The 26,291-nt window shown below is 70.3% G+C and carries 25 protein-coding genes and 1 tRNA gene; 10 read left to right on the forward strand and 16 right to left on the reverse strand.

Features of this window, described 5'->3' with window-relative positions; genetic code table 11:
• Positions 1-317 precede the first annotated feature (317 nt).
• Both IE325_RS35235 and IE325_RS35240 read right to left on the reverse strand, forming a co-directional pair.
• Positions 318-1,436: a fatty acid desaturase family protein gene (locus IE325_RS35235; protein WP_190074200.1), complete on the reverse strand. Its 1,119-nt coding sequence runs from the start codon at positions 1,434-1,436 to the stop codon at positions 318-320.
• Between the two features lie 7 nt (positions 1,437-1,443).
• Positions 1,444-2,499 carry a ferredoxin reductase gene (locus IE325_RS35240; RefSeq protein ID WP_190074201.1) on the reverse strand — a complete coding sequence of 352 codons (1,056 nt, stop codon included), beginning with the start codon at positions 2,497-2,499 and terminating at the stop codon, positions 1,444-1,446.
• Positions 2,500-2,586: 87 nt separating this feature from the next.
• Between IE325_RS35240 and IE325_RS35245 the strand changes: the two genes are divergently transcribed.
• The 4 genes from IE325_RS35245 to IE325_RS47285 all read left to right on the forward strand — a co-directional run bounded on the left by IE325_RS35245 (position 2,587) and on the right by IE325_RS47285 (position 5,058).
• Positions 2,587-3,726 carry a PucR family transcriptional regulator gene (locus IE325_RS35245; protein ID WP_190074202.1) on the forward strand — a complete coding sequence of 380 codons (1,140 nt, stop codon included), beginning with the start codon at positions 2,587-2,589 and terminating at the stop codon, positions 3,724-3,726.
• A 186-nt stretch (positions 3,727-3,912) separates the two neighbouring features.
• Positions 3,913-4,446: a GNAT family N-acetyltransferase gene (locus IE325_RS35250; protein WP_190074203.1), complete on the forward strand. Its 534-nt coding sequence runs from the start codon at positions 3,913-3,915 to the stop codon at positions 4,444-4,446.
• A gap of 90 nt (positions 4,447-4,536) precedes the next feature.
• Positions 4,537-4,610, forward strand: a tRNA-Met gene (locus IE325_RS35255).
• A 7-nt stretch (positions 4,611-4,617) separates the two neighbouring features.
• On the forward strand, positions 4,618-5,058 hold the full coding sequence (locus IE325_RS47285; RefSeq protein WP_491590973.1) for a DUF429 domain-containing protein: 441 nt from the start codon (positions 4,618-4,620) through the stop codon (positions 5,056-5,058).
• Between the two features lie 85 nt (positions 5,059-5,143).
• On the opposite strand, the gene IE325_RS35260 is transcribed toward IE325_RS47285, so the two are convergent.
• From IE325_RS35260 to IE325_RS35320, 13 genes are all read right to left on the reverse strand, one after another.
• A complete protein-coding gene (locus IE325_RS35260; RefSeq protein ID WP_190074204.1) occupies positions 5,144-5,842 on the reverse strand; it encodes an Rv1363c family protein in 699 nt (232 codons plus the stop codon).
• Between the two features lie 24 nt (positions 5,843-5,866).
• Positions 5,867-6,343: an Rv1363c family protein gene (locus IE325_RS35265; protein ID WP_229912233.1), complete on the reverse strand. Its 477-nt coding sequence runs from the start codon at positions 6,341-6,343 to the stop codon at positions 5,867-5,869.
• Entirely contained in the window at positions 6,340-7,617 is a 1,278-nt protein-coding gene (locus IE325_RS35270) for an MCE family protein (RefSeq protein WP_190074206.1), read from the reverse strand. Before IE325_RS35270 ends, IE325_RS35265 begins: the two co-directional genes overlap by 4 nt.
• Positions 7,614-8,891 (reverse strand): MCE family protein, encoded by a 1,278-nt coding sequence (locus tag IE325_RS35275; protein WP_190074207.1) that lies wholly within the window; start codon positions 8,889-8,891, stop codon positions 7,614-7,616. Before IE325_RS35275 ends, IE325_RS35270 begins: the two co-directional genes overlap by 4 nt.
• On the reverse strand, positions 8,888-10,009 hold the full coding sequence (locus tag IE325_RS35280; RefSeq protein ID WP_190074208.1) for an MCE family protein: 1,122 nt from the start codon (positions 10,007-10,009) through the stop codon (positions 8,888-8,890). The genes IE325_RS35275 and IE325_RS35280 overlap by 4 nt, the downstream gene beginning before the upstream one ends.
• Positions 10,006-11,079, reverse strand: a complete 1,074-nt coding sequence (locus IE325_RS35285; RefSeq protein WP_373315271.1) for an MCE family protein — start codon at positions 11,077-11,079, stop codon at positions 10,006-10,008. Before IE325_RS35285 ends, IE325_RS35280 begins: the two co-directional genes overlap by 4 nt.
• Positions 11,076-12,113, reverse strand: coding sequence for an MCE family protein (locus IE325_RS35290; RefSeq protein ID WP_190074209.1), 1,038 nt, complete (start codon positions 12,111-12,113; stop codon positions 11,076-11,078). The genes IE325_RS35285 and IE325_RS35290 overlap by 4 nt, the downstream gene beginning before the upstream one ends.
• Positions 12,110-13,348: an MCE family protein gene (locus tag IE325_RS35295; RefSeq protein ID WP_190074210.1), complete on the reverse strand. Its 1,239-nt coding sequence runs from the start codon at positions 13,346-13,348 to the stop codon at positions 12,110-12,112. Before IE325_RS35295 ends, IE325_RS35290 begins: the two co-directional genes overlap by 4 nt.
• A 23-nt stretch (positions 13,349-13,371) precedes the next feature.
• Complete coding sequence (locus IE325_RS35300) at positions 13,372-14,175, reverse strand: MlaE family ABC transporter permease (protein ID WP_190074211.1); 804 nt, start codon at positions 14,173-14,175, stop codon at positions 13,372-13,374.
• Between the two features lie 3 nt (positions 14,176-14,178).
• Complete coding sequence (locus tag IE325_RS35305) at positions 14,179-14,949, reverse strand: MlaE family ABC transporter permease (protein ID WP_190074212.1); 771 nt, start codon at positions 14,947-14,949, stop codon at positions 14,179-14,181.
• Positions 14,946-15,863, reverse strand: coding sequence for an ABC transporter ATP-binding protein (locus IE325_RS35310; RefSeq protein WP_190074213.1), 918 nt, complete (start codon positions 15,861-15,863; stop codon positions 14,946-14,948). Before IE325_RS35310 ends, IE325_RS35305 begins: the two co-directional genes overlap by 4 nt.
• Before the next feature lie 95 nt (positions 15,864-15,958).
• Positions 15,959-16,990, reverse strand: a complete 1,032-nt coding sequence (locus tag IE325_RS35315; protein WP_190074214.1) for a sigma-70 family RNA polymerase sigma factor — start codon at positions 16,988-16,990, stop codon at positions 15,959-15,961.
• A gap of 54 nt (positions 16,991-17,044) precedes the next feature.
• Entirely contained in the window at positions 17,045-18,091 is a 1,047-nt protein-coding gene (locus IE325_RS35320) for a lytic transglycosylase domain-containing protein (RefSeq protein ID WP_229912245.1), read from the reverse strand.
• Positions 18,092-18,292: 201 nt separating this feature from the next.
• On the opposite strand from IE325_RS35320, the gene IE325_RS35325 reads away from it, so the two are divergent.
• The 4 genes from IE325_RS35325 to IE325_RS35340 all read left to right on the forward strand — a co-directional run bounded on the left by IE325_RS35325 (position 18,293) and on the right by IE325_RS35340 (position 24,098).
• Complete coding sequence (locus tag IE325_RS35325; RefSeq protein ID WP_190074215.1) at positions 18,293-19,804, forward strand: esterase/lipase family protein; 1,512 nt, start codon at positions 18,293-18,295, stop codon at positions 19,802-19,804.
• 48 nt (positions 19,805-19,852) lie between these two features.
• Positions 19,853-20,566, forward strand: a complete 714-nt coding sequence (locus IE325_RS35330) for a response regulator transcription factor (RefSeq protein WP_190074216.1) — start codon at positions 19,853-19,855, stop codon at positions 20,564-20,566.
• A 125-nt stretch (positions 20,567-20,691) separates the two neighbouring features.
• On the forward strand, positions 20,692-22,485 hold the full coding sequence (locus tag IE325_RS35335; RefSeq protein WP_190074217.1) for a flavin-containing monooxygenase: 1,794 nt from the start codon (positions 20,692-20,694) through the stop codon (positions 22,483-22,485).
• A complete protein-coding gene (locus tag IE325_RS35340) occupies positions 22,482-24,098 on the forward strand; it encodes a hypothetical protein (RefSeq protein ID WP_229912235.1) in 1,617 nt (538 codons plus the stop codon). Before IE325_RS35335 ends, IE325_RS35340 begins: the two co-directional genes overlap by 4 nt.
• A 61-nt stretch (positions 24,099-24,159) precedes the next feature.
• On the opposite strand, the gene IE325_RS35345 is transcribed toward IE325_RS35340, so the two are convergent.
• Positions 24,160-24,717, reverse strand: coding sequence for a DoxX family membrane protein (locus IE325_RS35345; RefSeq protein ID WP_190074218.1), 558 nt, complete (start codon positions 24,715-24,717; stop codon positions 24,160-24,162).
• Between the two features lie 133 nt (positions 24,718-24,850).
• On the opposite strand from IE325_RS35345, the gene IE325_RS35350 reads away from it, so the two are divergent.
• Positions 24,851-25,177 carry a nuclear transport factor 2 family protein gene (locus tag IE325_RS35350; RefSeq protein WP_190074219.1) on the forward strand — a complete coding sequence of 109 codons (327 nt, stop codon included), beginning with the start codon at positions 24,851-24,853 and terminating at the stop codon, positions 25,175-25,177.
• A 67-nt stretch (positions 25,178-25,244) separates the two neighbouring features.
• Positions 25,245-26,231 carry an aldo/keto reductase gene (locus tag IE325_RS35355; protein WP_190074220.1) on the forward strand — a complete coding sequence of 329 codons (987 nt, stop codon included), beginning with the start codon at positions 25,245-25,247 and terminating at the stop codon, positions 26,229-26,231.
• Positions 26,232-26,291: the final 60 nt, after the last annotated feature.

Consider the following 26,291-nt stretch of genomic DNA (forward strand, 5'->3'; position numbering starts at 1 on the left):
ATATGCGGCGGGGCGCCAAGCCACGCGGCGGGCTCAGGTTCTCGAACCGCGAGCCTCGGAGCCGCGGTCATCGTCGACGGCGGAGCAGTGATCCAGCACCCAGGCTGTACCGTGGCCGAAGGCGCCAAGATGTTCTGACGGAGCCATGGGGCCCCAGGGGCGGCAATGGCGCGGCGAATGCTGGAGGACGGATACTTTAAGTAGCCGTCAAGGTAGCCACAAACAGGGCCGCCCGTCGTGTTTACGCAGGTGATAGCGCTGCGGCGACCATCCCCGGCGTACAGCCCGACTCGTCTGCCGCTCATGCGGGCCGTCGATCAGGCCGCGATGAGTTCCTGCTCGCGGTCAGGCGTCCTGACCTTGGGCTTCTTGTTCGGCAGTGAGAGTCGGAAGACCTTGTGCCACGCGGAGAACACCTGCTTGGGGAGCGGGCCGGTGACGTACTCCAGCTCGTACTTCTCGAACAGTGCGCGCACCTTCACCGCGACCTCGGCGTAGCGGTTGCTCGGCAGGTCCGGGAACAGGTGGTGTTCGATCTGGTGCGACAGGTTGCCGGTCATGAAGTGCATGGCCTTGCTGCCGCTGATGTTCGCCGAGCCCATCATCTGGCGCAGGTACCACTGGCCGCGCGTCTCGCCCTTGATCGACCGGCGCTCGAAGACCTGTACGCCCTCGGGGAAGTGCCCGCACATGATCACCGAGTGGGACCAGAGGTTGCGGACCAGGTTCGCGGTGAACGTGGCGGCGAGCGTGGTGAGGAAGGAGGGGCCCGACAGCAGCGGGTGGATCACGTAGTCCTTGAGCACCTGCTTGCGGATCTTGCGGCCCACGGCCTTGGCACGTGCGCGGAACTCCGGGTTCTTGCGGCGGCGCTTGTGCAGGTTCTTGCCGAGCTCCAGGTCGTATGCCGCGATGCCGTACTCGAAGAAGCAGGCGTTGATGAAGTTCCACAGCGGCTGGCCGAGGTGGAACGGGTGCCACTTCTGGTCCTCGTCGACGCGCATGATGCCGTAGCCGAGGTCGTTGTCCTTGCCGATCACGTTGGTGTACGTGTGGTGCAGCTCGTTGTGCGAGTGCCTCCACTGGTCGGACGGCGAGACGTGATCCCACTCCCAGGTGGTGGAGTGGATCTTCGGGTCCCGCATCCAGTCCCACTGGCCGTGCAGGACGTTGTGACCGATCTCCATGTTGTCCATGATCTTCGCCACGGACAGTCCGGCGGTGCCGATCACCCACGCGGGCGGGAAGAACGAGAACAGCAGCACACCCCTGCTGACCAGCTCCAGCTTGCGCTGCGCCGAGATGACCTTGCGGATGTACGCGGCGTCCTTCTCGCCACGGCTGGCGATCACCTCGTCGCGGATCGCGTCCAGCTCGCGGCCGAGCTCCTCGATCTGCTCCGCGGTCAGGTGGGCGGTGGGGTCGATGGCGGTCAAGGTGCTCCTACCGTTCGATGTCGCAGGGGCCCGCGGCGGCGGACACGCAGGTCTGGATGAGGACGCCCGGTTCGGCCTCGGTGATCTCGCCGGTGCGCAGGTCGCGGACGGCGCCCGCCTTGAGCGGCGTGACGCAGCCGAAGCAGATGCCCATGCGGCACCCGGAGGGCATGAGCACGCCGGCCTCTTCGCCGACGTCCAGCAACGGCGTGGCGCCGTCCGCGTCGACGGTCCTGCCGGTGGTGCTGAACGTGACCTCGCCGCCGTCACCGGCGACGACGATGCCGGGGCGGAAGCGTTCGGTGTGCAGGCGCTCCGGGACGCCGTGCTCGCTCCAGTGTTTTTCGGCGGCGTCGAGCAGGCCCGCGGGCCCGCAGGCCCAGGTCTCGCGCTCGGCCCAGTCGGGCACGAGTTCGTCGAGACGGGCGATGTCGAGCATGCCGTCGGTGTCGGTGTGCACCTCGGTGAGCTGCAGTTTTCTGTCCGCGACCATCTCATGCAGTTCGTTGCGGAAGATCACGTCCTGCGGCTGTGGCGCGCAGTGGACCATGACGACGTCGTCGAACTCGGTGTCGCGCAGCATGCCCATCACGGGCGTGATGCCGCTGCCGGCCGTCAGGTAGAGCACCTTGGCGGGCTTGGCCCGCGGCAGCACGAAGTCACCGGTCGCCTGGTCGAGCTGGATCAGCGTGCCCGGTTTCGCTCTGCGGACCAGGTGGTTGCTGACCTTGCCGTCCGGGATCGCCTTCACGGTGATCGTGACGCGGCCGTCCTCGCGGTTCGCCGGTGAGGTGACCGAGTAGGCACGCCACAGGCGCACCCCGTCGACGTCGACCCCGATCCGCACGTACTGACCGGCCGTGTGGCCGCGCCAGCCCCGTCCCGGCCTGATCACGATGGTCGCGGCGTCAGCCGTCTCGGGGTGTACGGCCTCGATGCGCCCTCGCAGGTCAGCGCCCGCACGCAGCGGGCTGACCAGGTCGAGGTAGTCCGACGGCAGCAGAGGCGTCGTGACCATCTCCAGCAGTTTCCACGCCCTGCTGCGGAGGGCTGTACTCGTCATGACCCCAGCTTGCTGTGCCTCAGGGCGTAAAGTCCTGACCGTAGGACGTAAATCTGGTCGACTGAATTGTTCGCAGGGAACAAAAACGTGAGTCATGTGATCCGGAGGGCCAGCGAACTGGCCTTGGATGAGACGACGGTCACCGTACTTCGGGCCGCGCTGAAGACCACCGCCGACGAGATCGTCCAGGCGATCATCGACGAGGTCCCTTCCTACGCGGGTGCCCTTTCGGGCCGCATGGGCGGCACGATCCGCCGAGCCGTCCGCACCGCCCTGGGGCACTACCTGGACCTCGCGAGCGGGAACGCCACCGGCGGCGACGGCGGTGACGCGGCCTACGAGCTGGGCCGCGGCGAGGTGCGCGACGGCCGTTCGATGGACGCCCTGCTCAGCGCCTACCGCGTCGGCGCCCGCGTGGCCTGGCGATGCCTGGCGGCGGGTGCCGTGCCCGCGGGTCTGCCCGCCGCGGAGGTCGCCAAGTTCGCCGAGCTGACCTTCGCCTACATCGACGAGCTCTCCGCCGCGAGCGCCGCGGGCCACGCCGACGAACTGGCCGCCCGGGGCCGGGCCCACGAGCGCCACCTGGAACACCTGGCCCGCGACCTCCTCGCCGGCGCGAGCCCGGACGTGCTGCTGGCCTCCGCTCAACGGGCCGGATGGCAGCATCCGGTTTCGCTGACCGCGGTCCTGCTGCCCGCCGCCCAGGCCCGGCCCGCCTACCGCGCCCTCGACCCGAGCACCCTCGTCCTCGACGATCTGCCGGACGCCACCGGTGTGCTGCTCGTCCCCGATGCCGATCGATCACATCTCTCGCGGCAGCTGACCGACCGCACCGCCGTGGTCGGCCCGGCCCGGCCATGGACGCGGGCGTCCGCCTCGTACGCACGAGCCGTACGGGCGCGCTCCCTCTCCTCCGATATCCGCGACACCGAGGACCACCTGCCCGAGCTGGTGCTGAGCGCCGACGTGGACGCTTTCGCAGACCTGCGTGCCCGAGCCCTCGCACCCTTGCGGACCCTGCCTGTCGCGACCGCGCGGCGGCTGGAGGAGACGTTGCGGGCGTGGCTGCTGCACCAGGGCAGGCGGGATGAGGTGGCGGCGGCGCTGTTCGTGCATCCCCAGACGGTCCGGTACCGGATGTCGCAGCTGCGGGAGCTGTTTCCGGACCTCGCATCGCCAGACCGGGTCCTTGAACTGACGCTGGCGGTGGGTCTTCGGGTCGGCTGACGCGTGCTTCGGCTGTCCATGACCGCGTCCGCGAGCGGTCCAGGGGCGAGGGCCGGGCCGCTCGCGTCGGGGACCACCGTGGTTCCGCGAGGGCCTTGTGCCTCCCCTCCGCCAGGTCAACCGTGATGTCGGCACGGCTCAGCGCCGATTACCGATGAGGCTCTCGCCTTCGGCAGGATGGTGACCATGAGCGAGATCCGCACCCCCCGCCTCCTCCTTCGCCGTTGGCATGACGACGACCTCGTGCCCATGGCGGAGATCAATACGGACCCGCAGGTCATGCGCTGGATCGACGACGGCGCGGTGCGTGATCTGGACCACACGGCCGAGGACATCGAGCGTTGGGAGGAGGAGTGGGACGAGGAGGGCTTCGGCCTCTTCGCGGTCGAGCTGCTGGCCTCCGGTGAACTGGCCGGCTTCACGGGGCTGTCCGTGCCTGAGTTCCTACCGGAAGTACTGCCCGCCGTGGCGATCAGCTGGCGGCTCGGCTCACAGTTCTGGGGCCAGGGATACGCGTCCGAAGCAGCCCAGGCCACGCTGGAATTCGCGCTCCAGGACCGCGGCCTCGACCGCGTCATCAGCATCAACCAGATCGGTGACGACGCCTCCGAGAACATCAGCCGCAAGCTCGGCATGGTGCCGGAACAGGTGACGGCACATCCGGTGTACGGCTATCCGCTGCGCGTCCACGCCATCGATCTCACCGAGTTCGAGGCATGACCTGGCTGAGCCTTGGAAGCGGCTGCGTCACCTCCGGGCGAAAGTCGGTTCGGCCCAGCCGGATCAATGCCGTACAGTTCACCGTACCGACGCGGGGTGGAGCAGCTCGGTAGCTCGCTGGGCTCATAACCCAGAGGTCGCAGGTTCAAATCCTGTCCCCGCTACTCACACGTGAAGGCCCGGTACACACCGGGCCTTCACTGCGTCTACGTCCGGCCGGGACCGGCTGCGACGCGGAACTGGACGCCGTGGCGTCCGGCGGCTCACCACCTCCAGTTCGAGGCGAGGACGCTGCTACAAGTGCGGCGCAGCGGTGTCTTCCTCGTGGCGCCGCGGTCGGCGTGGCGGGAGCCGGATCATGAAGCGGTCGGCGATCGATGCCATGAGCTCACCGGTCGTCGGCTGAGCCGGCAGGCGTGGGCGCCGGCTCCGAAGCTGCACGAGGCTCGGAAGTGCCGGCTGGCGGCGTGCCGTTGGCCTACGCGAAGAAGACCTGCCGCAGCCGGGCTCACCCCGCCCGACGAGCTGGGTGAGGCGGAACGCGTTCCTGCCGACGACGTTCTCGACGCCGCCACACCGGATCGCCTTGGGCATCGCGGGCCGGATTCCTGAGGGCCCGAGGTGGACGTGGAAGGCCGCTCCGCCATCCAGATCCGGTTCTGACAGATGTGATACGGACGATCTGTCAGTGACGGTCTCAGAGTGCGTCCACCGCGCTCACCTTCCAGCCCTCGTCCGTGCGCGTCATCGTCATCCGTACCCGATTCAGGTCCAGTCGGGAGCCGGAGACCTGTGTGCTCTCGGTGACCTGGTTGACGAAGAGCAGGACCACGACCTTGTCCGGGGTGGCTGACACGACGGAGGCCGGGGCGGCGATCGTCGCCTTCACCACGCCGTGGTACTTCTTCGCCGTCGGGGCGACCACCGTCTTCGTGGTCTTGGTGTACTCGTCGCGGAAGGTGCCCGTCAGGTGGGTGCGGGCGCGGGTGAAGTCGCGGTCCAGGTGGTGGTAGTCGTACGACAGGACGGTCGGGGCCGCTTTGCGGGCAGCCGCGACTGCCTCGGCGCGGGCCGCCTCCGTACGACGGGCGTCCCGGTACTGCCAGCCCAGCACGGCCATCGCGACCAGGCCCGCCACCAGCAGGACGCCGAGCAGGGCCGTGGGCAGCCTTCGGTGGCGGGGTGTGCCGTGTTCCGTCGGTGTGTCGTCCTCCTCGAACGCCTCCGGCGATGGCTCCGGCGGGTCCTGCCAGCCGTTCTTCGGGGCGTCGATCAGGACCGTGCGTCCCGCGACGGTGGCTACCGGCTCCGCGTCGCGGTGGCCGCGTTCCGCGCGCTTGGCCGCCGCGCGGGCGGCTGCCGTCATCGTGCGCCGGGTGGCGGTCGTCTTCGGCATGGTCGTACTCCTCAATCGTGCTTGTCAGCCGACGAACTCGACGTCCGACGTCAGCCAGCGGCCGTCCCTGTGGACCAGGTCCAGCTGGAGGCGGTATGTTCGCGCCTCGCCCTGCGGCACCGCCGTGTTGGTCACCTTGCTGTCGGCCACCACCAGGACACGGGCCGAGTTCGCGTCGGAGCGGACGATGCCCGCCTCCAGGACCTGGCCTTCGGAGACCGACTTGTTCTGGCGCACCAACTCCGTCAACTGCTCCGTCTGCGCCGTGAACTGCTTCTTGAAGTCGCCGGTCGCGCCCGACAGGACGTTCGCGCTGTCGCGGTCGTAGTGGCGGTAGTCCAGCGACGTGAAGTTCAGGGCTGACTGTCGGGCCGCGGCCAGGATGTCCTGGCGGTGCCGGTCCGCCTCGCACTGTTCCAGGAGGCCCAGGGTGAGCCAGATCGTCAGTGCCGTGGTGACGACGGTCGCCGTCGCCAACCCCACAGGCAGGGGCTTTCTCATGCCATCGGGCCAACGAGTAGCCATTGCCACGACTCCTTTCCGAATACGGTTCGCTGACCGCCCGTCGAGCCGATCCGGACGGTCGTTCCGTCCGGGCCGGTGGTGGTGCCGGTCTCCGGGTCGTACGGGGCGACGTATGCCGCCCGGTTCGTGTCGCCGTAGCCGCCGGTCGCTCCTGGCGCGTTCTGCGCGCCCCGCACCGACGACTCGCTCCCGCGCGGCAGCGCGCAGCGGGCCTGCGTGTTCGCGTCGCGGGTGCTGGTGTCCGCCGGGTCGCGCCGTGTCATGCCGTAGCCCTGGGTGCAGGCCGGCGGGTCGTCGGCGTTCACCACCAGGCCGAAGTGGGTCGTGCCGTCACCGGGGATGACCGTGTAGCTGCCCGCCACCATCGCCGGGAAGGTGACCAGGGCCTGCTCCACGCCGGGGAGGCGAGCCAGGGTCACTTGGCCGCCGCTGATCAGGTTCGCCAGCAGGACCGACAGCTCGGGCTCCACCGACTTCAGCAGCGAGTTCACCTCCTGCGCCGCCGGTCGAGCATTGCCGATCAACTTGCGCAGGTCCCCGTCGCTCTTCTTCAACTGGGCGGAGAGCAGCGCCAGATCCCGTGCGAAGGATCTGATCGACGAACCCTGGTCCGCTTGCGTCTTCAGGACCGTCCGCGAGTCCTCGATCAGCTCGATCGTCTCCGGCAGCGCCTCCGACGCCGACTCGATCAGCTCGTTTCCCGAGTCCACCAGGCGGCTCAGGTTCGGGCCGGTCCCCGCGAACGCCTTCTCCAACTCGTCCACGGTGACCCGCAGGTCTTTCCTGCCGACCGAGTTCACCAGGCGGTCCAGGCTGAGGACCAAGTCCGTCGTCGGCAGCGGTACGCGGGTGTTCCGGCGCGGGATGTCGCTGCCGTCCAGCAAGTACGGGCCTTGGGATGTGCGCGGCTGCAGGTCGACGTATTGCTCGCCCACCGCCGAGCGGTTCGCCACCACGGCGAGTGTGTTCGCGGGGATGCGGGGCGCCCCGTCCTCGATGTCCAGGGCCACGGACACACCGTCGTCGCCCGTCAGGCGCAGCGCGCCCACCTTCCCCACCGGCACCCCGCGGTACGTCACCTCGGCGCCGGAGAAGACGCCCCCGGAGTCGGGGAAGTCCGCGCGGACCGTGTAGCCGCGGTCCAGGACGTCATCCACCAACCCGGTGTATTCGGCGCCCACGTACGACACCCCTACCGCCGTGATGGTGGCGAAGGCCAGCAGCTGGATCTTGACCGTACGGGTGATCACGGCTGGACCCCCTTCAGCATCAGCTCGGCGAGTTCGAGATCGATCCCCTCGGGCCAGTCGCCCCCGGCCGCGTAGCCGGCCGTGCACACCGGCGGGCACAGCAGGTCGTCGCCGACGGGCGGGGAGGAGGGTGACGACGGCGTGTTCGGCAGCGCCGTGGGCGTCGGTACACCCGGCACCTTCGGGAGATCCGGTACGTCCGGCAGGTCGGGGGTCTCGGGAAGCCCCGGCCCCTCCGTGTCCCCGTCTCCGTCGCCGCCGCCCGGCTTCTCCGTCAAGTTGCCGTAGATCCCGGCCAGATCCAGGTCCGCAGTGATGTGGAGGTTCACATAGTCGCCCTTGATCGCGTCCACCGCGTTGCGTGGGAACGGGTAAGTCGTCAGCAGTTCAAGGGAGTTGGGGAGATCGTCGCCCGCTTTGTTGAGCTGCCGCAGGATCGGGCCGAGCTGCTTCAGGTTGGCGACCGTGTCGTCGTGCGAGGCGTCGACCACCTTCGTGCCCGTCCTGCCGAGCTCCGACAGCGCGGTGAGCATGCGCGTCAGGTCACGCCGCTGGTCGGCCAGGACCTTGAGAGCCGGTGGCATCGTGTCGACCGCCTCGGCGATGGTCTTCTTCTCCTTGCCGAGGCGTCCGGCGAGTCGGTCCACCGCCTTCAGGGCGCGGACGATGTCCTTCTTCTGCTCGTCCAGGCCGCCCAGGAACACATTCAGCTCCCCCAGCAGGGACTTCACCCGGTTCTCGCGGCCCTGCAGCGCCTTGTTCAGCTCCACGGTGATCGTCTTCAGCTGGGCCACCCCGCCGCCGTTGAGCAGGGCCGACAGCGCGGACAGCACCTCTTCGATCTCCGGGTTGCGGCCGCTGCGGGACAGCGGGATCACATCGCCTTCGCCCAGTCGGCCGACCGGCGCCGTGGCCGTCGGCTTCGACAGCGCCACGTACTTCTCGCCGAGCATGCTCGTCTGGCGTAGTTCCGCTGTCGCGTTGGCCGGCAGCTTCACCGAGTCCGCGACCCGGAGGCGTACGCGCGCGTGCCAGCCGTCCAGCTCGACCTTCTCGACCGCGCCGACCGTCACGTCGTTGACCTTCACCGCCGACTGCGGCACGAGGTCGAGTACGTCTCGGAACTCGACGGTGACGTGGTACGCGTTGCCGTCCGAGGCGGCCCCGCCGGGGAGCTGGACGTCGTACCAGCCGTTGAATTCGCAGCCGGAGAGGAGCAGCGAACCGACCGCCGCCCATGCGAGCACCCCGCCCTTGCGCGCTGCCCCCCTCATGCCCTCGCCCCCAGAATGCCGCCGAGCGTGCGGTCGACCGTGCCCGTGACCGCCGGGCCGCCCTGCGGCACCTCGGGCAGGGAGTCGAAGAGCTCCTTCAGGTCCCGGCAGTCGGTCTTCTCGCCCGTTGTCCGCAGGATCGAGCAGAGCAGCGACGCCGGGTCCTGCGCCTGATCGGCGTTGTTGCGGGTGTCGAGGGTGCCGGCCGACGGGTTGTAGGCGTTGTTGAGGTTCGACATGCCGGTCGGGGCCACCTCCAGCAGCTCCTCCAGCGCCGCCCGTTGGGTGACGAGCACCTTGGTCACCTTGCTCAGGCCCGCCACGTTCGAGGTCAGCGACCTCTTGTTCCGCTGAACAAAGGCCGACACGTCGCCCAGCGCCGTCCCCAGATTCTTCAGCGCGGCCGCCAAGTCCTCGCGCTCGCCCGCCAGTTGACCGGCGACCTTCGCGAGGCTGCTGTTGAACGACCGCACGCTCTTGTCGTCGGCCGCCAGCGCCGCCGTGAAGACCTGGAGGTTGCGGACCGTGCCGAACAGGTCGGTGCGGCCGTCGGACAGGGTCGTGACCGCCGCCGACAGGTCCTCGACCGTCCGGTGCAGGTTCTCGCCCTGGCCGTCGAGATTGTCCGCACTCACCCCCAGCAGCCGGGACAGGGCCCCGTCCTTGTTGGCGCCCTCGGGGCCGAGCGCCTCGGCCGTGGTGTGGAGGCTGTCGAAGATACGGTCCAGTTCGACGGGTACGGCCGTACGCGACTCGGGGATCTCGTCCCCGTCCCGCAGCACCGGACCGTCGCCCCGGTACACCGGCAGCAGCTGCACATAACGGTCGCTGACCACCGAGGAGTTGATGATGGCCGCCTGTGCGTCCGCCGGGACCTTCCGGCCGGCGTCGTACTCCAGCTCCACCCGCACCCGCCCGCCCTCCGGCGTGATCTCCTTGACCTCGCCGATCCGGACGCCGAGGACGCGGACGTCCGAGCCCGGGTAGATGCCGACCGTGCGCGGGAAGTACGCCGTGACGCGGACCGGCTCGGGGCGCGGCCACAGGACGTAGGCGAGCGCGACGACCAGGACAAGGGAGGTCAGCAGGGCCGTGCGCTTCTTCCAACGGCTGTTCATCGCGCCCCTCCCGTCCGCGTCCGGGGCACCACCGGAGCCGCGACCAGGTTCTGGACGTAGGAGTCGAACCAGCGGCCGTTGCCCAGGGTGTTGGTGAAGAGCCGGACATAGGGAGCCATGAGCTTGATGCTCCGGTCCAGGCTGGATTGGTTCCGTTCGAGCATGTGCACCACGCGGTCCAGGCCCTTGAGCGCGGGCCCGATCTCCTTGTCGTTGTCCTGGACCAGGCCGGAGAGCTGGATGCCGAGGGCGGCGGAGCTCTTCAGCAACCTGTGGATCGCCTCGCGCCGTCTGCTGATCTCCTTGAACAGCTTGTCGCCGTCCTTGACCAGCGTGGTGAAGTCCGACGACCGGTCGGCCAGTACGTCCGTGACGCCGTTCGCGTGAGCGAGCAGCTCGCGCAGCGCCTTGTCGCGGGAGGCCACCGTCCGGGAGATCTGCGACAGGCCCTTGATCGACGCCCGTACCTCCGAGGGGGAGTCCTCGAAGGTGGACGAGATGGTGTCCAGGGCCTTCGCCACGCGGTCGGTGTCGACCCTCTCCGTCGTGGTGGTGAGGTCGCTGAAGGCCTGTACGACGTCGTATGCGGGGACCGTGCGCCGGAGCGGGATCTCGCTGCCCGGCTTCAACCGGCCCTTCCCCTTGGGGTGCAGGGCCATGTACTTCGCGCCCAGGATCGTCTTGACCCGGATCGACGCGCCGGTCTCCGTGCCGAAGGCGGGCTCGCCCTTGATCTTGAAGGTGACCTTGACATGGTCGCCGTCCAGGTCGACCTCCTGGACCTTGCCGACCTTGACCCCGGCGATCCGCACCTCGTCACCCGGCTTGAGACCGCCCGCCTCGGCGAAGGCGGCGCTGTACGTCTCGCCGTCGCCGATCACAGGGAGGCGGTCGGCGTTGAAGGCGGCCACCGTCAGCAGGGCGAGGACCGTGAGGCCGACCGCCCCGATGACGACGGCGTTGCGCTCACGGAAGGGGCCCAGGCGAGGGAGCCGTAGCGGCAGCCGTATGCGAGGGGGTTCCACGCGCACCTTGAACAGCGGTTTCGGGCGATTCTTCCTCCGGCTCATGCCCCGCACCTCGCCCTCGCCACATGCAGGTCGGGAGTCAGCACCTGCTTGGTCCTCGGGAGGACGATCCGGCCGTCGAAGTCACACAGGTAGAAGTTGAACCACGAGCCGTAGGACGCCGTCCCCGTCAGCTCGTTCAGCTTGTTCGGCAGCCGCTTCAGCACGCCCTCCACGGTCTTCTCGTTGTCGTTCAGCGTCCCGGTGAGGTCGGTCAGCTCGGCGATGTCGTCCTTCAGCGCCGGACGCGCGTCCTTCAGCAGGCCCGAGGTGGCCTCCGTCAGATCGCCGATGTTCGTCAGCGACTGCCCGATGGGCTTGCGGTCGGCGGACAGCCCGGAGATCACCCGGCGCAGTTGCGTCAGCAGCCCGGAGAAGCGTGCGCCCCGCTTGTCCAGCGTCCCCAGCACGGTGTTGAGGTTGTCGATCACCGAGCCGATCAGCTTGTCGCGGCCGGCCAGCGTCGAGGTGAGCGACGCCGTGTGCACGAGGAGGCTGTTCACGGTGCCGCCCTCGCCCTGGAGGGTGCGGATGATCTCGGTGGCGAGCTGGTTGACGTCGTTCGGGCTGAGCGCGGCGAACAGCGGTTTGAAGCCGTTCAGCAGGGCGTTGAGGTCCAGGGCCGGTTGCGTGCGGGAGAGCGGGATCGTCGCCCCGGGGCGCAGGTGCCTTCCGGCGCCCGCGCCCTCCGTCAGCGCCACGTACCGCTGGCCCACCAGGTTGCGGTACCGGATGACCGCGCCCGTGCCGGTGAGCAGCGGCCGGTCCTGGCTGACCGTGAAGGTGACCTCGGCCAGCGTCCGGTCCTTGATCCGGATGCCCTCGACCTCGCCGACCCGCACCCCGGCCACCCGGATGTCGTCGCCCTCCTCAAGGCCGGTGACGTCGCTGAAGACCGCGCGATAGCGATGCTCCGGGGTGAAGGAGATGTTCACGATGGTGGCGGCCAGAAGGGCCGTCGCCAGGACCGTCACCAGGGCGAAGAGGCTGAACCTGATCAGGGGAGCGGCGGTCTGCCGTGCGCCCGTGGTTCTCATGCCACACTCACCGCCGTCCCGCGCGCCAACGGCCCGAACAGCAGCGTCGCCACCGGCGGCACCGCGTCAGCGGGCACGCCGAGAACCGGGGCCACGAGCGACCCGACGGCCCGCTGTTCGGCCCTGGTCGCGGACACACCGCCCGGCCCGGAGGACGAACTCGCCGCCCTCGAACCGTCGTTGAGATGAACCCCGGGCGCCGGCACCGGAGGACCCGGCAGACCACGGCAATCGGGCCCCGACCGCTCGCCGTAACGCGGCTCCTCGCCCGGCTCGTACGCCCCCTGCGGCCGTACGACCTCCAGCGTGATGTGCATCTTCCCGCCCCGGAACGCCTCCTCCGAGGCCTTCTCCTGCCGGACCAGACCGGCCAGCAGACACGGGTACTCGGGCGAGTAGCGGGCGAACAGCTCCAAGGTCGGGCGCGAGACCCGGCCGAGGGTGATCAGCCGGCCGCCGTTCGCGTCGAGGAAGTCCTCCGCCGTGCCCGCCACGGTCGCCGTGGCCTTCAGCGCCGCCGCCAGCCGGTCCTTCTGCTCGACGAGGGTGCGGCTGGTGGTGACGGTGTTGCGCAGGATCTCCATCAGGTCGGGTGCCGCGTCGCCGTAGACCTCGGCGACCTCGGCGAAGCGGGCGATGTCCTCGGTGAGGGACGGCAGATGGGGGTTGAGGCGGCGCAGGTAGGCCTCCAGGCGTGTGAGGTTGTCCCCGATGCGGTCGCCGCGGCCTTCGAGGGCGGTGGCGACGGCGGAGAGCGTGGCGTTGAGCTTGCCGGGCTGGACGGCGCGGAGGAGGGGGAGCAGGTCGTTCAACAGCTGCTGCACCTCGATGCCGACTCGGGTGCGGTCCTGGGTGATGACGTCACCGGCGCGGATCGGGCGGGCGGACGTATCGGAGGGCGGCACCAGGTCGACGTACTTCTCGCCGAACAGCGTCTTGGGCAGCAGCCGCGCGTGCACGTCCGACGGGATGCGGGCGACGTGCTCCGGCTTCAGCGCGATGTCGAGCCGCGCCTTCGTGCCGTCGGCGTGCACCTCGCGCACCTCGCCGACCAGCAGTCCACGCAGCTTGACGTCGGCCCGTGGGTCGAGCTGGTTGCCGAGGCCGTCGGCCTCCAGCGTGATCCGCACGACCGGCGTGAACGCCTGCCGGTAGACGGCCACGGACAGCGACAGCAGCAGTGCGAGTACGGCGAGGAAGACCACGCCGTACAACCGCAGTCTCAGCACCCTCATACGACGTGCTCTCATCCGTCCGCTCACCCCGCGATCCGTACGGTCGTGTTGGCGCCCCAGATCGCCAGCGACAGGAAGAAGTCCAGGACGTTGATCGCCACGATCGACGTCCGCACCGCACGGCCCACCGCGACGCCGACGCCCGCCGGGCCGCCGCTCGCGTAGTAGCCGTAGAAGCAGTGCACCAGGATGATCAGGACGGCGAAGACGAGCACCTTGCCGAAGGACCACAGCACGTCGACCGGGGGCAGGTACTGCTGGAAGTAGTGGTCGTAGGTGCCGGCCGACTGGCCGTAGTAGCCGGTGGTGATCGTGCGGGCGGCGAGGTACGACGACAGCAGGCCGACCACGTACAGCGGGATCACGGCGACGAACCCGGCGATCATCCGCGTCGTCACCAGGAACGGCAGCGAGGGCACGCCCATCACTTCCAGCGCGTCGGTCTCCTCGCTGATCCGCATCGCGCCGAGCTGGGCCGTGAAGCCCGCGCCGACCGTCGCGGACAGCGCGAGTCCGGCCACCAGCGGGGCGATCTCGCGGGTGTTGAAGTACGCCGAGAGGAACGCGACGAAGTTGGAGGTGCCGAGCTGGTTGAGGGCCGCGTAGCCCTGGAGGCCCACCTCGGTGCCGGTGAAGAAGGACAGGAAGGCGATCACGCCCACCGTGCCGCCCACCACCGCGAGCGCCCCGCGCCCGAAGCTCACCTCGGCCAGCAGCCGCAGGATCTCCTTCTTGTAGCGACGCAGGGTGCGTCCGGTCCACGCCAACGAGCGTCCGTAGAAGGAGAGTTGGCGGCCCAGCTCCTCCAGGTTTCGCAACAGAGCCATGCCTCAACCTCTCTGCGGGACGACCTGGAAGTACACGGCGGTCATCACGAAGTTGGTCACGAACAGCAACATGAAGGTGATCACCACCGACTGGTTCACCGCGTCGCCCACGCCTTTCGGTCCGCCCTTCGCGGTGAGCCCCTTGTACGAGGCGACGATCGCCGCGATCGCGCCGAAGACGAGTGCCTTGATCTCGGCCGCCCACAGGTCGGAGAGCTGGGCGAGGGTGGTGAAGGAGGCGAGATAGGCGCCGGGAGTGCCGTTCTGCAGGACGACGTTGAAGAAGTAGCCGCCCGCCACGCCGACCACCGACACCAGCCCGTTGAGCAGCACCGCCACCACCATCGACGCGAGCACGCGCGGCACGACCAGCCGGTGGATGGGGTCGATGCCGAGCACCTGCATCGCGTCGATCTCGTCGCGGATCTTCCGTGCCCCGAGGTCCGCGCAGATCGCTGTGCCGCCCGCCCCCGCGATCAGCAGCGCGGTCACGATCGGCGATGCCTCGCGCAGCACGGCCAGCACGGAGGCGGCCCCGGAGAAGGACTGGGCGCCCAGCTGCCGGGTCAGGCTGCCGATCTGGAGCGCGATGACCGCGCCGAAGGGGATGGAGACGAGGGCGGTCGGGAGGATCGTCACGCTCGCCACGAACCACGCCTGCTGGATGAACTCCCTTGCTTGGAAGGGCCGTCGGGGGACGGTCCGGACGACGTCCAGCGCCATCGCGAACAGGTTCCCGGAGTGACGTAGCGCCCCGATCGGTGACAGGCTCATGCGTTGGCCCTCAGTGCGGCTTCGCGTCGCGCGATCGCCTCCCAGCGGGGTGGCCGGGGGATGCCCGGCCCCGGCAGCAGGCGGGGAGTCAGCTCCTCGACGGGGGCCCGGTCGACGAGCGCGGCCAGCTCCTGCTCGACCTGCGCGGCGTCCTTCTCCTCCGCCATGCCGATCGGGCCCTGCATACGGCCGTTCAGGAACTGCCGTACGACAGGCTCGCCGCTGGTCAGCAGTTCCTCCCGGGGCCCGAACATCACCAGCTCGCGGCGGAACAGCAGCCCGATGTTGTCCGGCACCTGCCGGGCCGAGGCGATGTCGTGCGTGACGATCAGGAAGGTGGCGTCGATCTGGGCGTTGAGGTCGACGATGAGCTGGTTGAGGTAGGCGACGCGGACGGGGTCCAGGCCCGAGTCGGGCTCGTCGAAGAGGATGATCTCGGGATCCAGCACCAGGGCCCGTGCGAGCCCCGCCCGCTTGCGCATGCCGCCCGAGATCTCACCGGGCAGCTTCCCTTCCGCCCCGATCAGCCCGACCATGTCCATCTTCTCCAGCACGATGCGCCGGATGTCGCTCTCGGACTTACGGGTGTGCTCGCGCAGCGGGAAGGCGATGTTGTCGTACAGGTTCATGGAGCCGAACAGCGCGCCGTCCTGGAACAGCACGCCGAAGAGCTTCCGCACCTCGTACAGGTCGTGCTCGCGGAGCCGGGTGATGTCCCGGCCCTGGATCGTGATCGACCCGCGCTCCGGCTTCAGCAGTCCGACGAGCGTCTTGAGGAACACCGACTTGCCCGTGCCCGACGGGCCGAGCATGACCGAGACCTCCCCGGCGGGCAGCGTCAGCGACACGTCCTGCCAGATGACCTGGTGACCGAAGGACTTGGTCAGCCCTTCCACACAGATCTCGACACCCATCCGGTCCCACCCTTCACCCATGCCCGTGGAGCAGCTCTGACATCTGCTCTACGGGGAGGGGACGGGCGTCCGTCGCTCGGGGCGCGGAATTTTTTCTACGGCAGGGAGGTCGCCGTCGGCAGGGGGGTCGCCGTGGGGAGGGGGAGCGGGGCGGACGGTACGGCCGGGGGCTCGACCGGCAGGTCAGGGGCCTCGGGGAGGTCCGGCAGCTCCGTCACCTGGGAGACCTCCGGCGCGGACAGCACCGGCAGCGGAGACACGGGGAGCGGGGGGACGTCCGGGGCCGCCGCCGGCAGCGACGGCACGGACAGCGGCAGCAACGATTCGCCTGCCGGGGACTCGGCCGCCTTCGGTTCGCCCGATGTGGCGGTCGGCGTGTTCCCCCGGCGCGTGCGACCGTCGCCACCGCCGTCGGGCCGCTGAGCCTCCACGCCCCCCGGCGAGGCGACGGCAGGCCGCGGAGCCGCACCGCCTCCGCCTCCGCCCCCGTCGAGCGCGTACGGCAGGACGAACCCCGCCACCGCCAAGGTCGCCGCCGTCGAAGCCAGCCCCACGGCCTGCACCCTGCCGCCGCCGCGCGGCCGCCCCCACCCGATGAGGAACAGCGCGAAGCCGAGCGTCGCGGCCAGGGACTGCCGCAGGGTCCGCCGCGCCCGGGCGAGCAGCGACTCGACGGTCCGGTAGCTCAGTCCCATCCTGGCGGCGACCTGCCCGACGTCGAGGTCCTCCGACTTCAGCCGCAGCGCCTCCGCCTGGCGCGCGGGCAGCTCACCACTGCGGACCGCCAGCCACGTCGCCTCGGCCCGGTCGCACACCGCCTCCTCGACGGGAACGGGACCGGGCGCGACGAGGGTCGGGATCGTCCGCACCTCGGCCTCACGGTTCACCTGCCGGTAACGGTCGACGCACAGCCGCATCGTGACCGTCGTCAGCCAGGCCGCCAGCCGCTCGTCGTCCAGGCCGGGGCGCTCGGCGGCGCGCAGCATCGCCTCGTGCACCGCGTCCTCGGCGTCCTCCGCACTCATCGACCTGCGCCGGGCCACCTTGAGCAGTTGCTCGCGGTGGCTCCACATGCGCTGCCAACGCTCGTCGGAGGAATCCGCCTCCGCAGGCATGTCCGTCGCCATGAGGGCCCCTTCGCGCTCACCCGCCGGTCCTGTGCCGTCCGGCGGGGCGCGACATTACCGCTCGGTATCCGCCGTTGTGGAGGGGGTGGCGGTCATCGATTCCGCGCTGTTACTGGTCAGCGGGGCGTCGACGGACAGCAGGTCGTCGGCGGGGAGCTCGATGTCCGGGGAAGGGAGGGGGAGTTGCGGGCTGTCGGACTCCTCGGGGGCGGCGGTCGGACGGGACGGGGCGGGGGGCGATTGTGTGCGGGACGGGGAGGCGCTCGCAGGGGCGGAGGGTGCCCGTGTGGCCTTCTTCGGCTTCGGGTGTGACCGTGACGACGGCTCGGGGCGTGCCGAGGAGCCGGCGGAGGCGTCCGGGATCACCCGGTGTCCGTCCAGGAAGTACGCGTACCAGGCCCGCACCGTGCGTAGATAGGCCGCCGAGTGGTTGTAGCCGAGGATCGCCCGGTCCAGCTCGGCCGGGACCGACAGATCCCGCCCGCCCGCGCACAGGTAGCGCCCGGCGGCCAGGGCCGCGTCGAAGACGTTGTTCGGATCCGTACGCCCGTCACCGTTGCCGTCCGCGCCCCAGCGGGCCCACGTCGACGGGATGAACTGCATCGGCCCCACCGCCCGGTCGTACACCGTGTCCCCGTCGTGGGCGCCCCCGTCCGTGTCCCGGATCAGCGCGAAGGCCACGCCGTCCAGCCGTGGGCCGAGGATCGGTGTCACGGTCGTACCGTCCGGCGTCACGCTCCCCCAGACTCCGTCCGGGGGGACCCCCATCTCGCTTCGCTCGCCCCGGGCCTGCCCGGACTCCACCTGGCCGAGCGCCGCCAGCAGCTGCCACCGAAGGCGACAGCCGGGCGCCTCGCGAGCGAGCCGCTCCTCCGCCCGGCGGTACGCGGCGAACACGCTCGCCGGCAGCGCGCCGTACTCCTCCGCCTCGTCCCCGTCGGGCTTTCCGGTCCGCAGCGGCGGCAGGTCCGTGCGGTACGGGGTGTCGCCGGAGACGCTCGGTCCGTGCTCGGCGGGTTCCTGCCTCGGCGTCGGCGCCGAGGCGCGTGCCGGGACCGTGCCCGGCGCCCCTGACGCGGTCAGCGCGACCATCGCCGCCATCGCGGCCGCCGTACCCCTGGCGGCTCTGACTCCGTGCCCTGCCACTGTCCGTTCCCCTCCCTGAAGACGGCTGTCGTCTGCTCTACGGGGCGGGGCGGCGGGTCCGTCGCACGGTGTCACCTGTCCGGGCTATTCCTGGAGGTGAGGGTTCCGGAGTTCATCTACTCAGGAGTTGTGGACCCGAGCGCTCGGAGGCATCCCGTGGAGGACAACCGCCGGCTCCCCCTCGTCTACGTCCGCGGCTTCGCCGGCGGGACCCGGGGGATCGACAAGGCCGTGGACGACCCCTTCTACGGGTTCAACGAGGGGTCCACCCATGTGCGCGTCGGCGCGCACAACCAGCCTCTCTTTCATCAGTTCGAGAGCCCGCTGCTGCGGCTGCTGCGCGAGGAGGGGTACGAGCTACTCGTGAAGGGGAGCCAGGAGGCATATCTGGCCGGGCACTCCGAGATTCCCGCCAACTCCGTCTGGATCCACCGGTTCTACGACCGGTCGGCCAGTACCTGGGGCGGCAGCCCGCAGGACTACCGGCTGGAGAACGCCGCCGTCGACCTGCTCGACCTCATCGACCGGCTGCGGGAGAAGACGGGGGCGCCCGCCGTCCTTCTCGTGGCGCACTCCATGGGCGGGCTGATCTGCCGGTGTCTGCTCCAGAAGGTCCTGCCCGACCGGGGTCGCGAGGCGGCCGGCTGTGTCGCCAAGTTCTTCACCTACGGCACCCCGCACGGCGGCATCGTCTTCGACATCGGGGGTGGATGGCTGGAGCGGATGCGGGACGCCTTCGGGATCCAGGGCGCGGACATCTTCGGGCCCCGGCGGATGTACGAGTACCTCACTCCACAGGCCGACCTGGATCCCGACGGTCCGCCCGACGGGTGGGACGCCCGGGTGATGCCCCAGGGCGCGGGCGCGCTGCCCGTCGAGCAGGTCTTCTGTCTCGTCGGCACCAACCCGACGGACTACGACGTCGCCCTCGGCCTGTCGTCCGCCGCCGTCGGACCGCACAGCGACGGGCTCGTGCAGATCGAGCGGGCGTACGTGCCGGGCGCCCACCGGGCCTACGTGCACCGCAGCCACAGCGGGCGCTACGGCATGGTCAACTCCGAGGAGGGCTACCAGAACCTGCGGCGGTTCCTGTTCGGGGACACCCGGGTCGAGGCCTCGCTGGTCGGCCACCGGCTGTCCACCGACGACGACCTGGTCTGGCAGGCCGAGACCCGGCTCTCGGTGCGCGGGCTGCCCGTCCCCATGCACGAACGGTTCGCGGCCCACTGGAGCCCGATCCAGCTCGATCCACCCCCGGACGGGCAGGAGGCGTCGGTGCCCCTGGCGACCACGTTCCTCAACAGCGGTCTGCGCGCCGCCGAGGGCGAGCCCATGCGGTTCACCCTCGATCTACGGCTGATCTCGCTGCGCGAGGAGGGCGGCATCCTGAACCTCTTCGACCATCTGGAGCAGTCCGCCGATTTCGCCGACACGCTGGTCATCGACGTGGGCACACCCGAGGCCGATCCGGACGTCCAGGGGATCCGGGCCGCCTGGAACTCGGAGATCGAGGGCGCCATCCGCGCCCATCGCGCGGCCGCCACGCCTCGCGCCGACGAGGACCCCGCCCCCGGCCGCTGGGTCGCCCACATCCCGTTGCCCGCCGTCGCCACCCCGCTCGTCGGCCCCCACGCCCGGATCCGGCTCGTCGCCACGCCCTGGGCATGAGCGAGTGGCCGGACCTCGTCGGCGCTGACCCGCAGGTACAGTGACCCCATGCCGAAGCCGCCGTCGACCGACGCGGTCCCGGTGACACCGGATGTCCTGCTCGTCGTCGCTGAGCCCCGTACGTCCGAGCCGCTCTCCGCGCTGCTGGAACTCTCCGGCTACCGGACCGTCGCGGTGGACCGTGCCACCGAGGCCGGGCTGTTGCTCGGTGAGCGGCGGTTCGATCTGGTCATCCTCGATGTGACCGTGCCGGACACCGCCGCCCTGCGGCACAGTCGCCGTCTCCTCGCCCCCGACCGCCCGGCCGTCCTGCTGCTCACCGGCACCGGCGAGTTCCTCGGCAGCCTCCCCGGCGGCGCCCCCGACGCCGACGGGCAGACCGGCGGGGCGCACGGCCGGGTCGCCGAAGTCCTCGCCCGGGCACGGCAGTTGGTGCGGGGCGAAGGGCCCGCCGGAGGGGACGGCGCGCTGCGCTACGGCGATCTCGTGCTCGACGACGCCACCCGCCGGGCCCGGCGCGGTGAACGCGGCATCGAGCTCACCCCGGCCGAGTACCGGCTGCTGCGCTGCCTCCTCGTCAACGCCGAGCGCGTGCTGTCCAAGGAGCAGATCGGCCGGCATGTGTGGGACGACCCGCCGACCGACAGTGCCATCGAGCGGCTCGTCTCCCGACTGCGCCGGAAGGTCAACGGCGAGCAGAGCGCGCTGATCCACACCCGGCGGGGCTTCGGCTACTGGCTGGGGCGGGCGGCACGGCCGTAGAGCCACCATCCCCTGTGCCCTGGGTCACATTGGTCGAGTGTCCGGGATATGTCTGGGAGCCGTCAGCCCGGTTCGTTTGACTGGCCCCGGCTTTCCCTCCCCCCACGACCGAGGAGACCGCGCCCATGGAGCTGGACTTCGACCCCGAAGCCCTGCGTGCCAGGTACCGTGCCGAGCGCGAGCGTCGGATCCGGCCCGACGGCAACCGGCAGTACCGGTCCACCGTCGACGAGTTCGGTTCCTACGCCGACGACCCGTACACCGAGTTCACCGAGCGGGAGCCGCTGCGCGACCGTGTCGAGGCCGTCGTCATCGGCGGCGGCTTCGGCGGGCTTCTCGCCGGTGCGCGGCTGCGGCAGGCCGGTGTCGGGTCGATCCGGGTGATCGAGGAGGCCGGGGACTTCGGCGGCACCTGGTACTGGAACCGTTACCCCGGCATCCACTGCGACATCGAGTCGTACATCTACCTGCCGCTCCTCGAAGAGCTCGACCACGTCCCGAAGTGGAAGTACGCGCCCGGCGAGGAGATCCGGCAGCACGCCATGGCGATCGGCCGGCACTTCGACCTCTACCGCGACGCCTGCTTCCAGACCCGGGCGACCGAACTGCGGTGGGACGAGAGCGACTTGGCGTGGGTCGTCCGCACCGATCGCGGTGACGAGATGCGGGCCGGTCATGTCGTCATCTCCAGCGGCACCCTCAGCCAGCCCAAGCTGCCCGGCATCCCCGGGATCGAGAACTTCCGCGGCCGCACCTTCCACACCAGCCGCTGGGACTACTCCTACACCGGCGGCGATGCCGCGGGCGGTCTCACCGGCCTCGCCGACAAGCGCGTCGCCCTCATCGGCACCGGCGCCACCGCCATCCAGGTCGTACCGCATCTCGGGGCCGACGCCCGCGAGTTGTACGTGTTCCAGCGCACGCCCTCCTCCGTCGACGTACGCGACAACCGGCCCACCGACCCGGAGTGGGCCAAGGCGCTGGGGCCCGGCTGGCAGCGGCACCGTATGGAGAACTTCCTCAAGGTCGTCACCGGTGTCCGGCAGGACGAGGACCTGGTGAACGACGCCTGGACGTCCAGTGCCCGGCTCCAGGAGAAGCTCATCCCGACCAACGCCTACGCCGATGTCCCGCCCGAGGAACGCGAACTCGCCTATGAGATCGCCGACTTCCAGAAGATGAACGAGATCCGGGCGCGGGTCGACGCGGCGGTCGAGGATCCGGAGACCGCCGAGCTGCTCAAGCCCTGGTACCGCTACATGTGCAAGCGGCCCACCTTCAGCGACACCTACCTCCAGACCTTCAACCGGCCCGGCGTCACCCTCGTCGACACCGCCGACACCCATGGCGTGGAGCGGATCACCGAGAACGCGGTCGTGGTCGGCGACCGTGCATACGAGGTCGACTGCGTCATCTTCGCCACCGGCTTCGAGGTCGGGGTCTCGGGCGTGCTGTCCGGGCGGCTGCCGGTGTACGGCCGCGACGGCGCCGATCTGCTGCGGACGTGGATGAGCGGGGGCCCGAAGACGCTGCACGGCTTCTACAGCCAGGGATTCCCCAATCTCTTCCATCTCGGCCCGCTGCAGAACGCCTCCGCCGTGAACTACGTCCACATCCTCGACGAGCAGGCCACCCATGTCGCCGAGGTCGTCGCGGAGGCCCGCAAGCGGTCGGCCCGGTATGTCGAGCCGACCGCCCGGGCGCAGGACGACTGGGTGGCGACCATCCGTCACAAGGCCGCCGACCTGCACAAGTTCCAGGCCGAGTGCACCCCCGGCTACTACAACAACGAGGGCCGGCCGAGGGAGCGCAGCGAGTCGTACGGCGACGGCCCGGTCGCCTTCCACGAACTCCTGCGGCGCTGGCGCGAGGACGGCGGTATGCGCGAGGTTCTGGTGGAGGGGGGTGGCGAGGCGTGAGCAGGTACGGCGACGGCGGCCGATCCGTCAGCAGCACCCGTTGGGTGCCCCAGCGGCTCAACCCGCCCAATCCGCTGTGGGGTTCCAACGGGGTCGCCTTCGGGCCGGACGGGCGGCTGTACGTCGCCCAGTTCCTCGCCGGGCAGATCAGCGCCGTCGACCCGGCCACGGGGGAGGTGGAAGTGGTCGTACCGATGGACAGTCCCGTCCAGTCCCCGGACGACCTCGCCTTCGGCGCGGACGGGTCGATGTACATCGCCGACCTGGTGCCGGGGCGGGTGTGGCGGCGGAGCCCGGACGGGGAGTACACGCTCGTGTCCGGGGATGTGGCCAATCCCAACGGCATCACGTGTGTCGGTGACCGGCTGTTCGTGAACGAGATGAAGCCGGACGGGCGACTGATGGAGCTGTTTCCGGACGGGGGTGACCCCTTCGTCCTCACCGAGGGGCTCGCTCTCGGCAACGCCATGCAGCTCGGCCCGGACGGCCACCTCTACTACCCGCACATGATGAGCGGCCCGAATCCCCTGCTCACCGGCCAGGTCTGGCGGATCCCGCCGGACGGGGGAGTGCCCGAGGTCGTCGCGGACGACGTCCATCAGCCGGTCGCCGTACGGTTCGACCAGGGCGGCGTGCTGCATGTGCTCTCCCGTGGCCCCGAGGGCATCGTCACCCGCATCGACCTGCACGGCAGCGGCTCCCGCGACCTCGTCACCAGCGGGGTCGTCGGGCTGGACAACGCGGCCTTCGACACCGAGAACCGCATGTTCGTCTCCAGCTACGCCAGCGGCGGCATCACCGAGATGCACCCCGACGGGCGCACGCGGGAGATCGTGCCGCGCGGCCTGGACGGGCCGTACGGCGTCACCATCGACCTGGGGGGACACGTCTACGCCGCCGACCACTACCGCGTCACGAGCCCCGAGCCCTCGGGGGAGGGCGGCGTCACCACGCACTCCCTGCTGCACTTCGCGCACGGCATCGTGGCCGACGGCGAACTGCTGCACCTCACCTCGCAGTTCGGGCAGGTCCAGACGTACGACCCTGAGACGGGGGCGGTGCGCGAGCGGGCCGGCGGGCTGCGTCGGCCGCTCGGCATCGCGGTCGCGCCGGACGGCTCGCTGGTCGTCGCCGAGTCGGGCGCGGGGCGGGTGGTGGGCATCGGCGAGGACGACGCGATCAGCGTCCTGGCGGAGGGACTCGATCGGCCGGCGGATGTCGCGTTCGACGGCGAGGGGCGCTGCCATGTCAGCGACGAAGGGGCCGGCACGGTGCTGCGGATCGAGGGGGACGGGTCGGTGGTGGTCGTCGTGGACGGGCTCGACGCTCCGCAGGGCCTTGCCGTCCTGGGCGACGAACTGTTCACGGTGGAGACGGGGCGGCGTCGGCTGCGGGCGGTGTCCTTGACTACGGGGGAGGTGCGCACCGATGCGGAGGACCTGCCGGTCGGGGCGCCGGCGGGGGTGGTTCCGCGTGCCGAGCCTGCCCTCTTCGCCAACGGGATGCCAGGTATGGCACGGCGGTTCGCAGGGCTTTCCATCACGCAGGACGGGGCGCTGCTCCTGTCGGGGAATGGGGAGGGGACGGTGTTGCGGCTGACACCGAGAGTGTGAGTGCCGCGTGATGCTGGTGCAGGACCGTCAGCCGAAATGTTCGGGCCCCTGCACATGGCGCTCACTCCTCGAACAACGGCTCCTGCCCGTCGAACTGCTCGTCCTTCTCCGGCCGGTCCAGCCTGCGCTGCCGCGCCCCCACCACCAGCGCCGTGACCGCCGCCGTCGCCGCCAGCGCGGTCGGGACCATCCAGCCGCGGTCGAAGAGGTGGCCCATGGTGTGGTCGAGGGAGAGGCGGCCGGGGCCCGCGACGGCTAGGCCGGCCGCGGCGAGGCCGAGGGTGGCCGCGGTCTCGTAGCCGCCCTCTTGGGCGAAGAAGCCGTTGGGGGCGTGCACCGCGGCCGCTCCCGCCATGCCGCCGGCGGCCGCGGCGCCCGCGAGCGGTGTCGCGAGGCCCAGGGCCAGCAGCGTGCCGCCGCCGGCCTCGGCGAGCCCCGCGGCCGTGGCGCTCACCTTGCCCGGCCGGTAGCCGATCGACTCCATGAACTGGCCGGTCCCCTCGATGCCGTGTCCGCCGAACCAGCCGAACAGCTTCTGTGTGCCGTGCGCGGCCAGTACGCCGCCGGCACTCAGCCGGAGCAGCAGCAGGCCCAGATCACGTCGGTTGTAAGCGCTCACAGCGACTCCCGGGGCAGACAGCAGGGACAGGTCCCCTCCCGCGTATCCACCGTCGCACCCGGAATACCCGACCGGCCTCCGGTCGCCGCCGTTCGGGTGGCGGACCGCAGGGCCCGGTGTGAGGCTGACCGGTATGACGATTCAGACGTCCAAACTCAGCGACCCCGCCGTCCGCGCCTTCGTCACCGCCGTCAACGCCCACGACCGCGAGGGCTTCCTGAGCATCCTCTCGCCCGGCGCGACCATGGCGGACGACGGCACCGACCGTGACCTCGCCGACTGGATCGACCGGGAGATCTTCACCTCCCACGGTCATATGGAGGTCGACAACGAGTCGAACAACGGCCGCGACCTCCTCGCCAGCTACCGCAACGACACCTACGGCGAGATGCGCACCACCTGGCATTTCGAGGTCGAGGAGGACGGCAGGATCTCCCGCTTCGAGACCGGTCAGGCGTAACCGGTTTCTGTCAGCCGTGCCCGGGGGCTTGCCTTAGTGTGCGCTCCAACCCATAACGTCCCACCTCATGGAGACCAAGAGGACTTTGGGACGCGACGGCATAGAGGTAAGCGCTCTCGGCTTCGGCTGCTGGGCCATCGGCGGTGAATGGCAGTCCGTCGACGGGCAGCCCCTGGGCTGGGGCAAGGTCGACGACGAGGAGTCGGTACGGGCCGTCCGGCGCGCCCTCGACCTGGGTGTCACCTTCTTCGACACCGCGGACACCTACGGTGCCGGCCACAGTGAGCGCGTCCTGGGCCGCGCCCTCGGCAAGCGCCGCGCCGATGTCGTCGTCGCCACCAAGTGGGGCAACGTCTTCGACGAGGAGACCCGCACCCTCACCGGCGCGGACGACACCCCCGAGTACGCCCGCCGGGCGCTGACCGCGTCCCTGAAGCGCCTGGACACCGACCACATCGATCTGTATCAGCTGCATCTGTCCGACGCGGACCCTGAGCGTGCCGCCGAACTGCGCGATCTGTGCGAGGAGTTCGTGCGTGAAGGGCTGATCCGGGCCTACGCCTGGAGCACCGACGACCCCGCCCGCGCCGCCGTCTTCGCACGCGGGGAGCACTGTGCGGCCGTACAGCACATGGCGAACGTGCTCCAGGACGCGCCCGAGATGTTCGCGCTGTGCGCGGAGCTGGGGCTGGGGAGCATCAACCGCAGCCCGCTGGCGATGGGGCTGCTGACCGGCCGGCGCAGGAGCGGGGAGGCGCTGGAGGCCGGGGACATCCGGAATCGGCCGCCGGAGTGGCTGAAGGGATTCGCGGACGGGTCCGGTGCCGATCCGGACTGGGTCGGCCGTGTCGACGCGCTCAAGGAGGTCCTCGGCAGCGAGGGCCGCACGCTCGGCCAGGGCGCGCTCGCCTGGCTGTGGGCCCGCAGCCCGCACGCCGTGCCGATCCCGGGGTTCCGCTCCGTCGCGCAGGCCGAGCAGAACGCGGGGGCGCTGGAGAAGGGGCCGCTCACCGCGGAGCAGCTGGCCGAGGTCGACCGCATCCTCGGACGCTGATCACTTTGTCGTAGGCGACTGCGACTGCACGGCAGCCGTTCCACGCACCGGTGCGTATCT

This window comes from Streptomyces lanatus (assembly GCF_014655715.1).
Classification (GTDB): Bacteria; Actinomycetota; Actinomycetes; order Streptomycetales; family Streptomycetaceae; genus Streptomyces; species Streptomyces lanatus.

Excerpts from the sequence above, each read along its gene's own strand:
- IE325_RS35280 (WP_190074208.1), bottom strand. The coding sequence starts at position 10,009 with ATGAACAGCCGTTGGAAGAAGCGCACGGCCCTGCTGACCTCCCTTGTC.
- IE325_RS35355 (WP_190074220.1), top strand. The coding sequence starts at position 25,245 with ATGGAGACCAAGAGGACTTTGGGACGCGACGGCATAGAGGTAAGCGCT.
- IE325_RS35330 (WP_190074216.1), top strand. The coding sequence starts at position 19,853 with ATGCCGAAGCCGCCGTCGACCGACGCGGTCCCGGTGACACCGGATGTC.
- IE325_RS35290 (WP_190074209.1), bottom strand. The coding sequence starts at position 12,113 with ATGAGAACCACGGGCGCACGGCAGACCGCCGCTCCCCTGATCAGGTTC.
- IE325_RS35250 (WP_190074203.1), top strand. The coding sequence starts at position 3,913 with ATGAGCGAGATCCGCACCCCCCGCCTCCTCCTTCGCCGTTGGCATGAC.
- IE325_RS35260 (WP_190074204.1), bottom strand. The coding sequence starts at position 5,842 with ATGCCGAAGACGACCGCCACCCGGCGCACGATGACGGCAGCCGCCCGC.
- IE325_RS35285 (WP_373315271.1), bottom strand. The coding sequence starts at position 11,079 with ATGAGCCGGAGGAAGAATCGCCCGAAACCGCTGTTCAAGGTGCGCGTG.
- IE325_RS35305 (WP_190074212.1), bottom strand. The coding sequence starts at position 14,949 with ATGAGCCTGTCACCGATCGGGGCGCTACGTCACTCCGGGAACCTGTTC.
- IE325_RS35300 (WP_190074211.1), bottom strand. The coding sequence starts at position 14,175 with ATGGCTCTGTTGCGAAACCTGGAGGAGCTGGGCCGCCAACTCTCCTTC.
- IE325_RS35275 (WP_190074207.1), bottom strand. The coding sequence starts at position 8,891 with ATGAGGGGGGCAGCGCGCAAGGGCGGGGTGCTCGCATGGGCGGCGGTC.
- IE325_RS35335 (WP_190074217.1), top strand. The coding sequence starts at position 20,692 with ATGGAGCTGGACTTCGACCCCGAAGCCCTGCGTGCCAGGTACCGTGCC.
- IE325_RS35240 (WP_190074201.1), bottom strand. The coding sequence starts at position 2,499 with ATGACGAGTACAGCCCTCCGCAGCAGGGCGTGGAAACTGCTGGAGATG.
- IE325_RS35315 (WP_190074214.1), bottom strand. The coding sequence starts at position 16,990 with ATGGCGACGGACATGCCTGCGGAGGCGGATTCCTCCGACGAGCGTTGG.
- IE325_RS35350 (WP_190074219.1), top strand. The coding sequence starts at position 24,851 with ATGACGATTCAGACGTCCAAACTCAGCGACCCCGCCGTCCGCGCCTTC.
- IE325_RS35320 (WP_229912245.1), bottom strand. The coding sequence starts at position 18,091 with ATGGCGGCGATGGTCGCGCTGACCGCGTCAGGGGCGCCGGGCACGGTC.
- IE325_RS35265 (WP_229912233.1), bottom strand. The coding sequence starts at position 6,343 with ATGAGAAAGCCCCTGCCTGTGGGGTTGGCGACGGCGACCGTCGTCACC.
- IE325_RS35310 (WP_190074213.1), bottom strand. The coding sequence starts at position 15,863 with ATGGGTGTCGAGATCTGTGTGGAAGGGCTGACCAAGTCCTTCGGTCAC.
- IE325_RS35295 (WP_190074210.1), bottom strand. The coding sequence starts at position 13,348 with ATGAGGGTGCTGAGACTGCGGTTGTACGGCGTGGTCTTCCTCGCCGTA.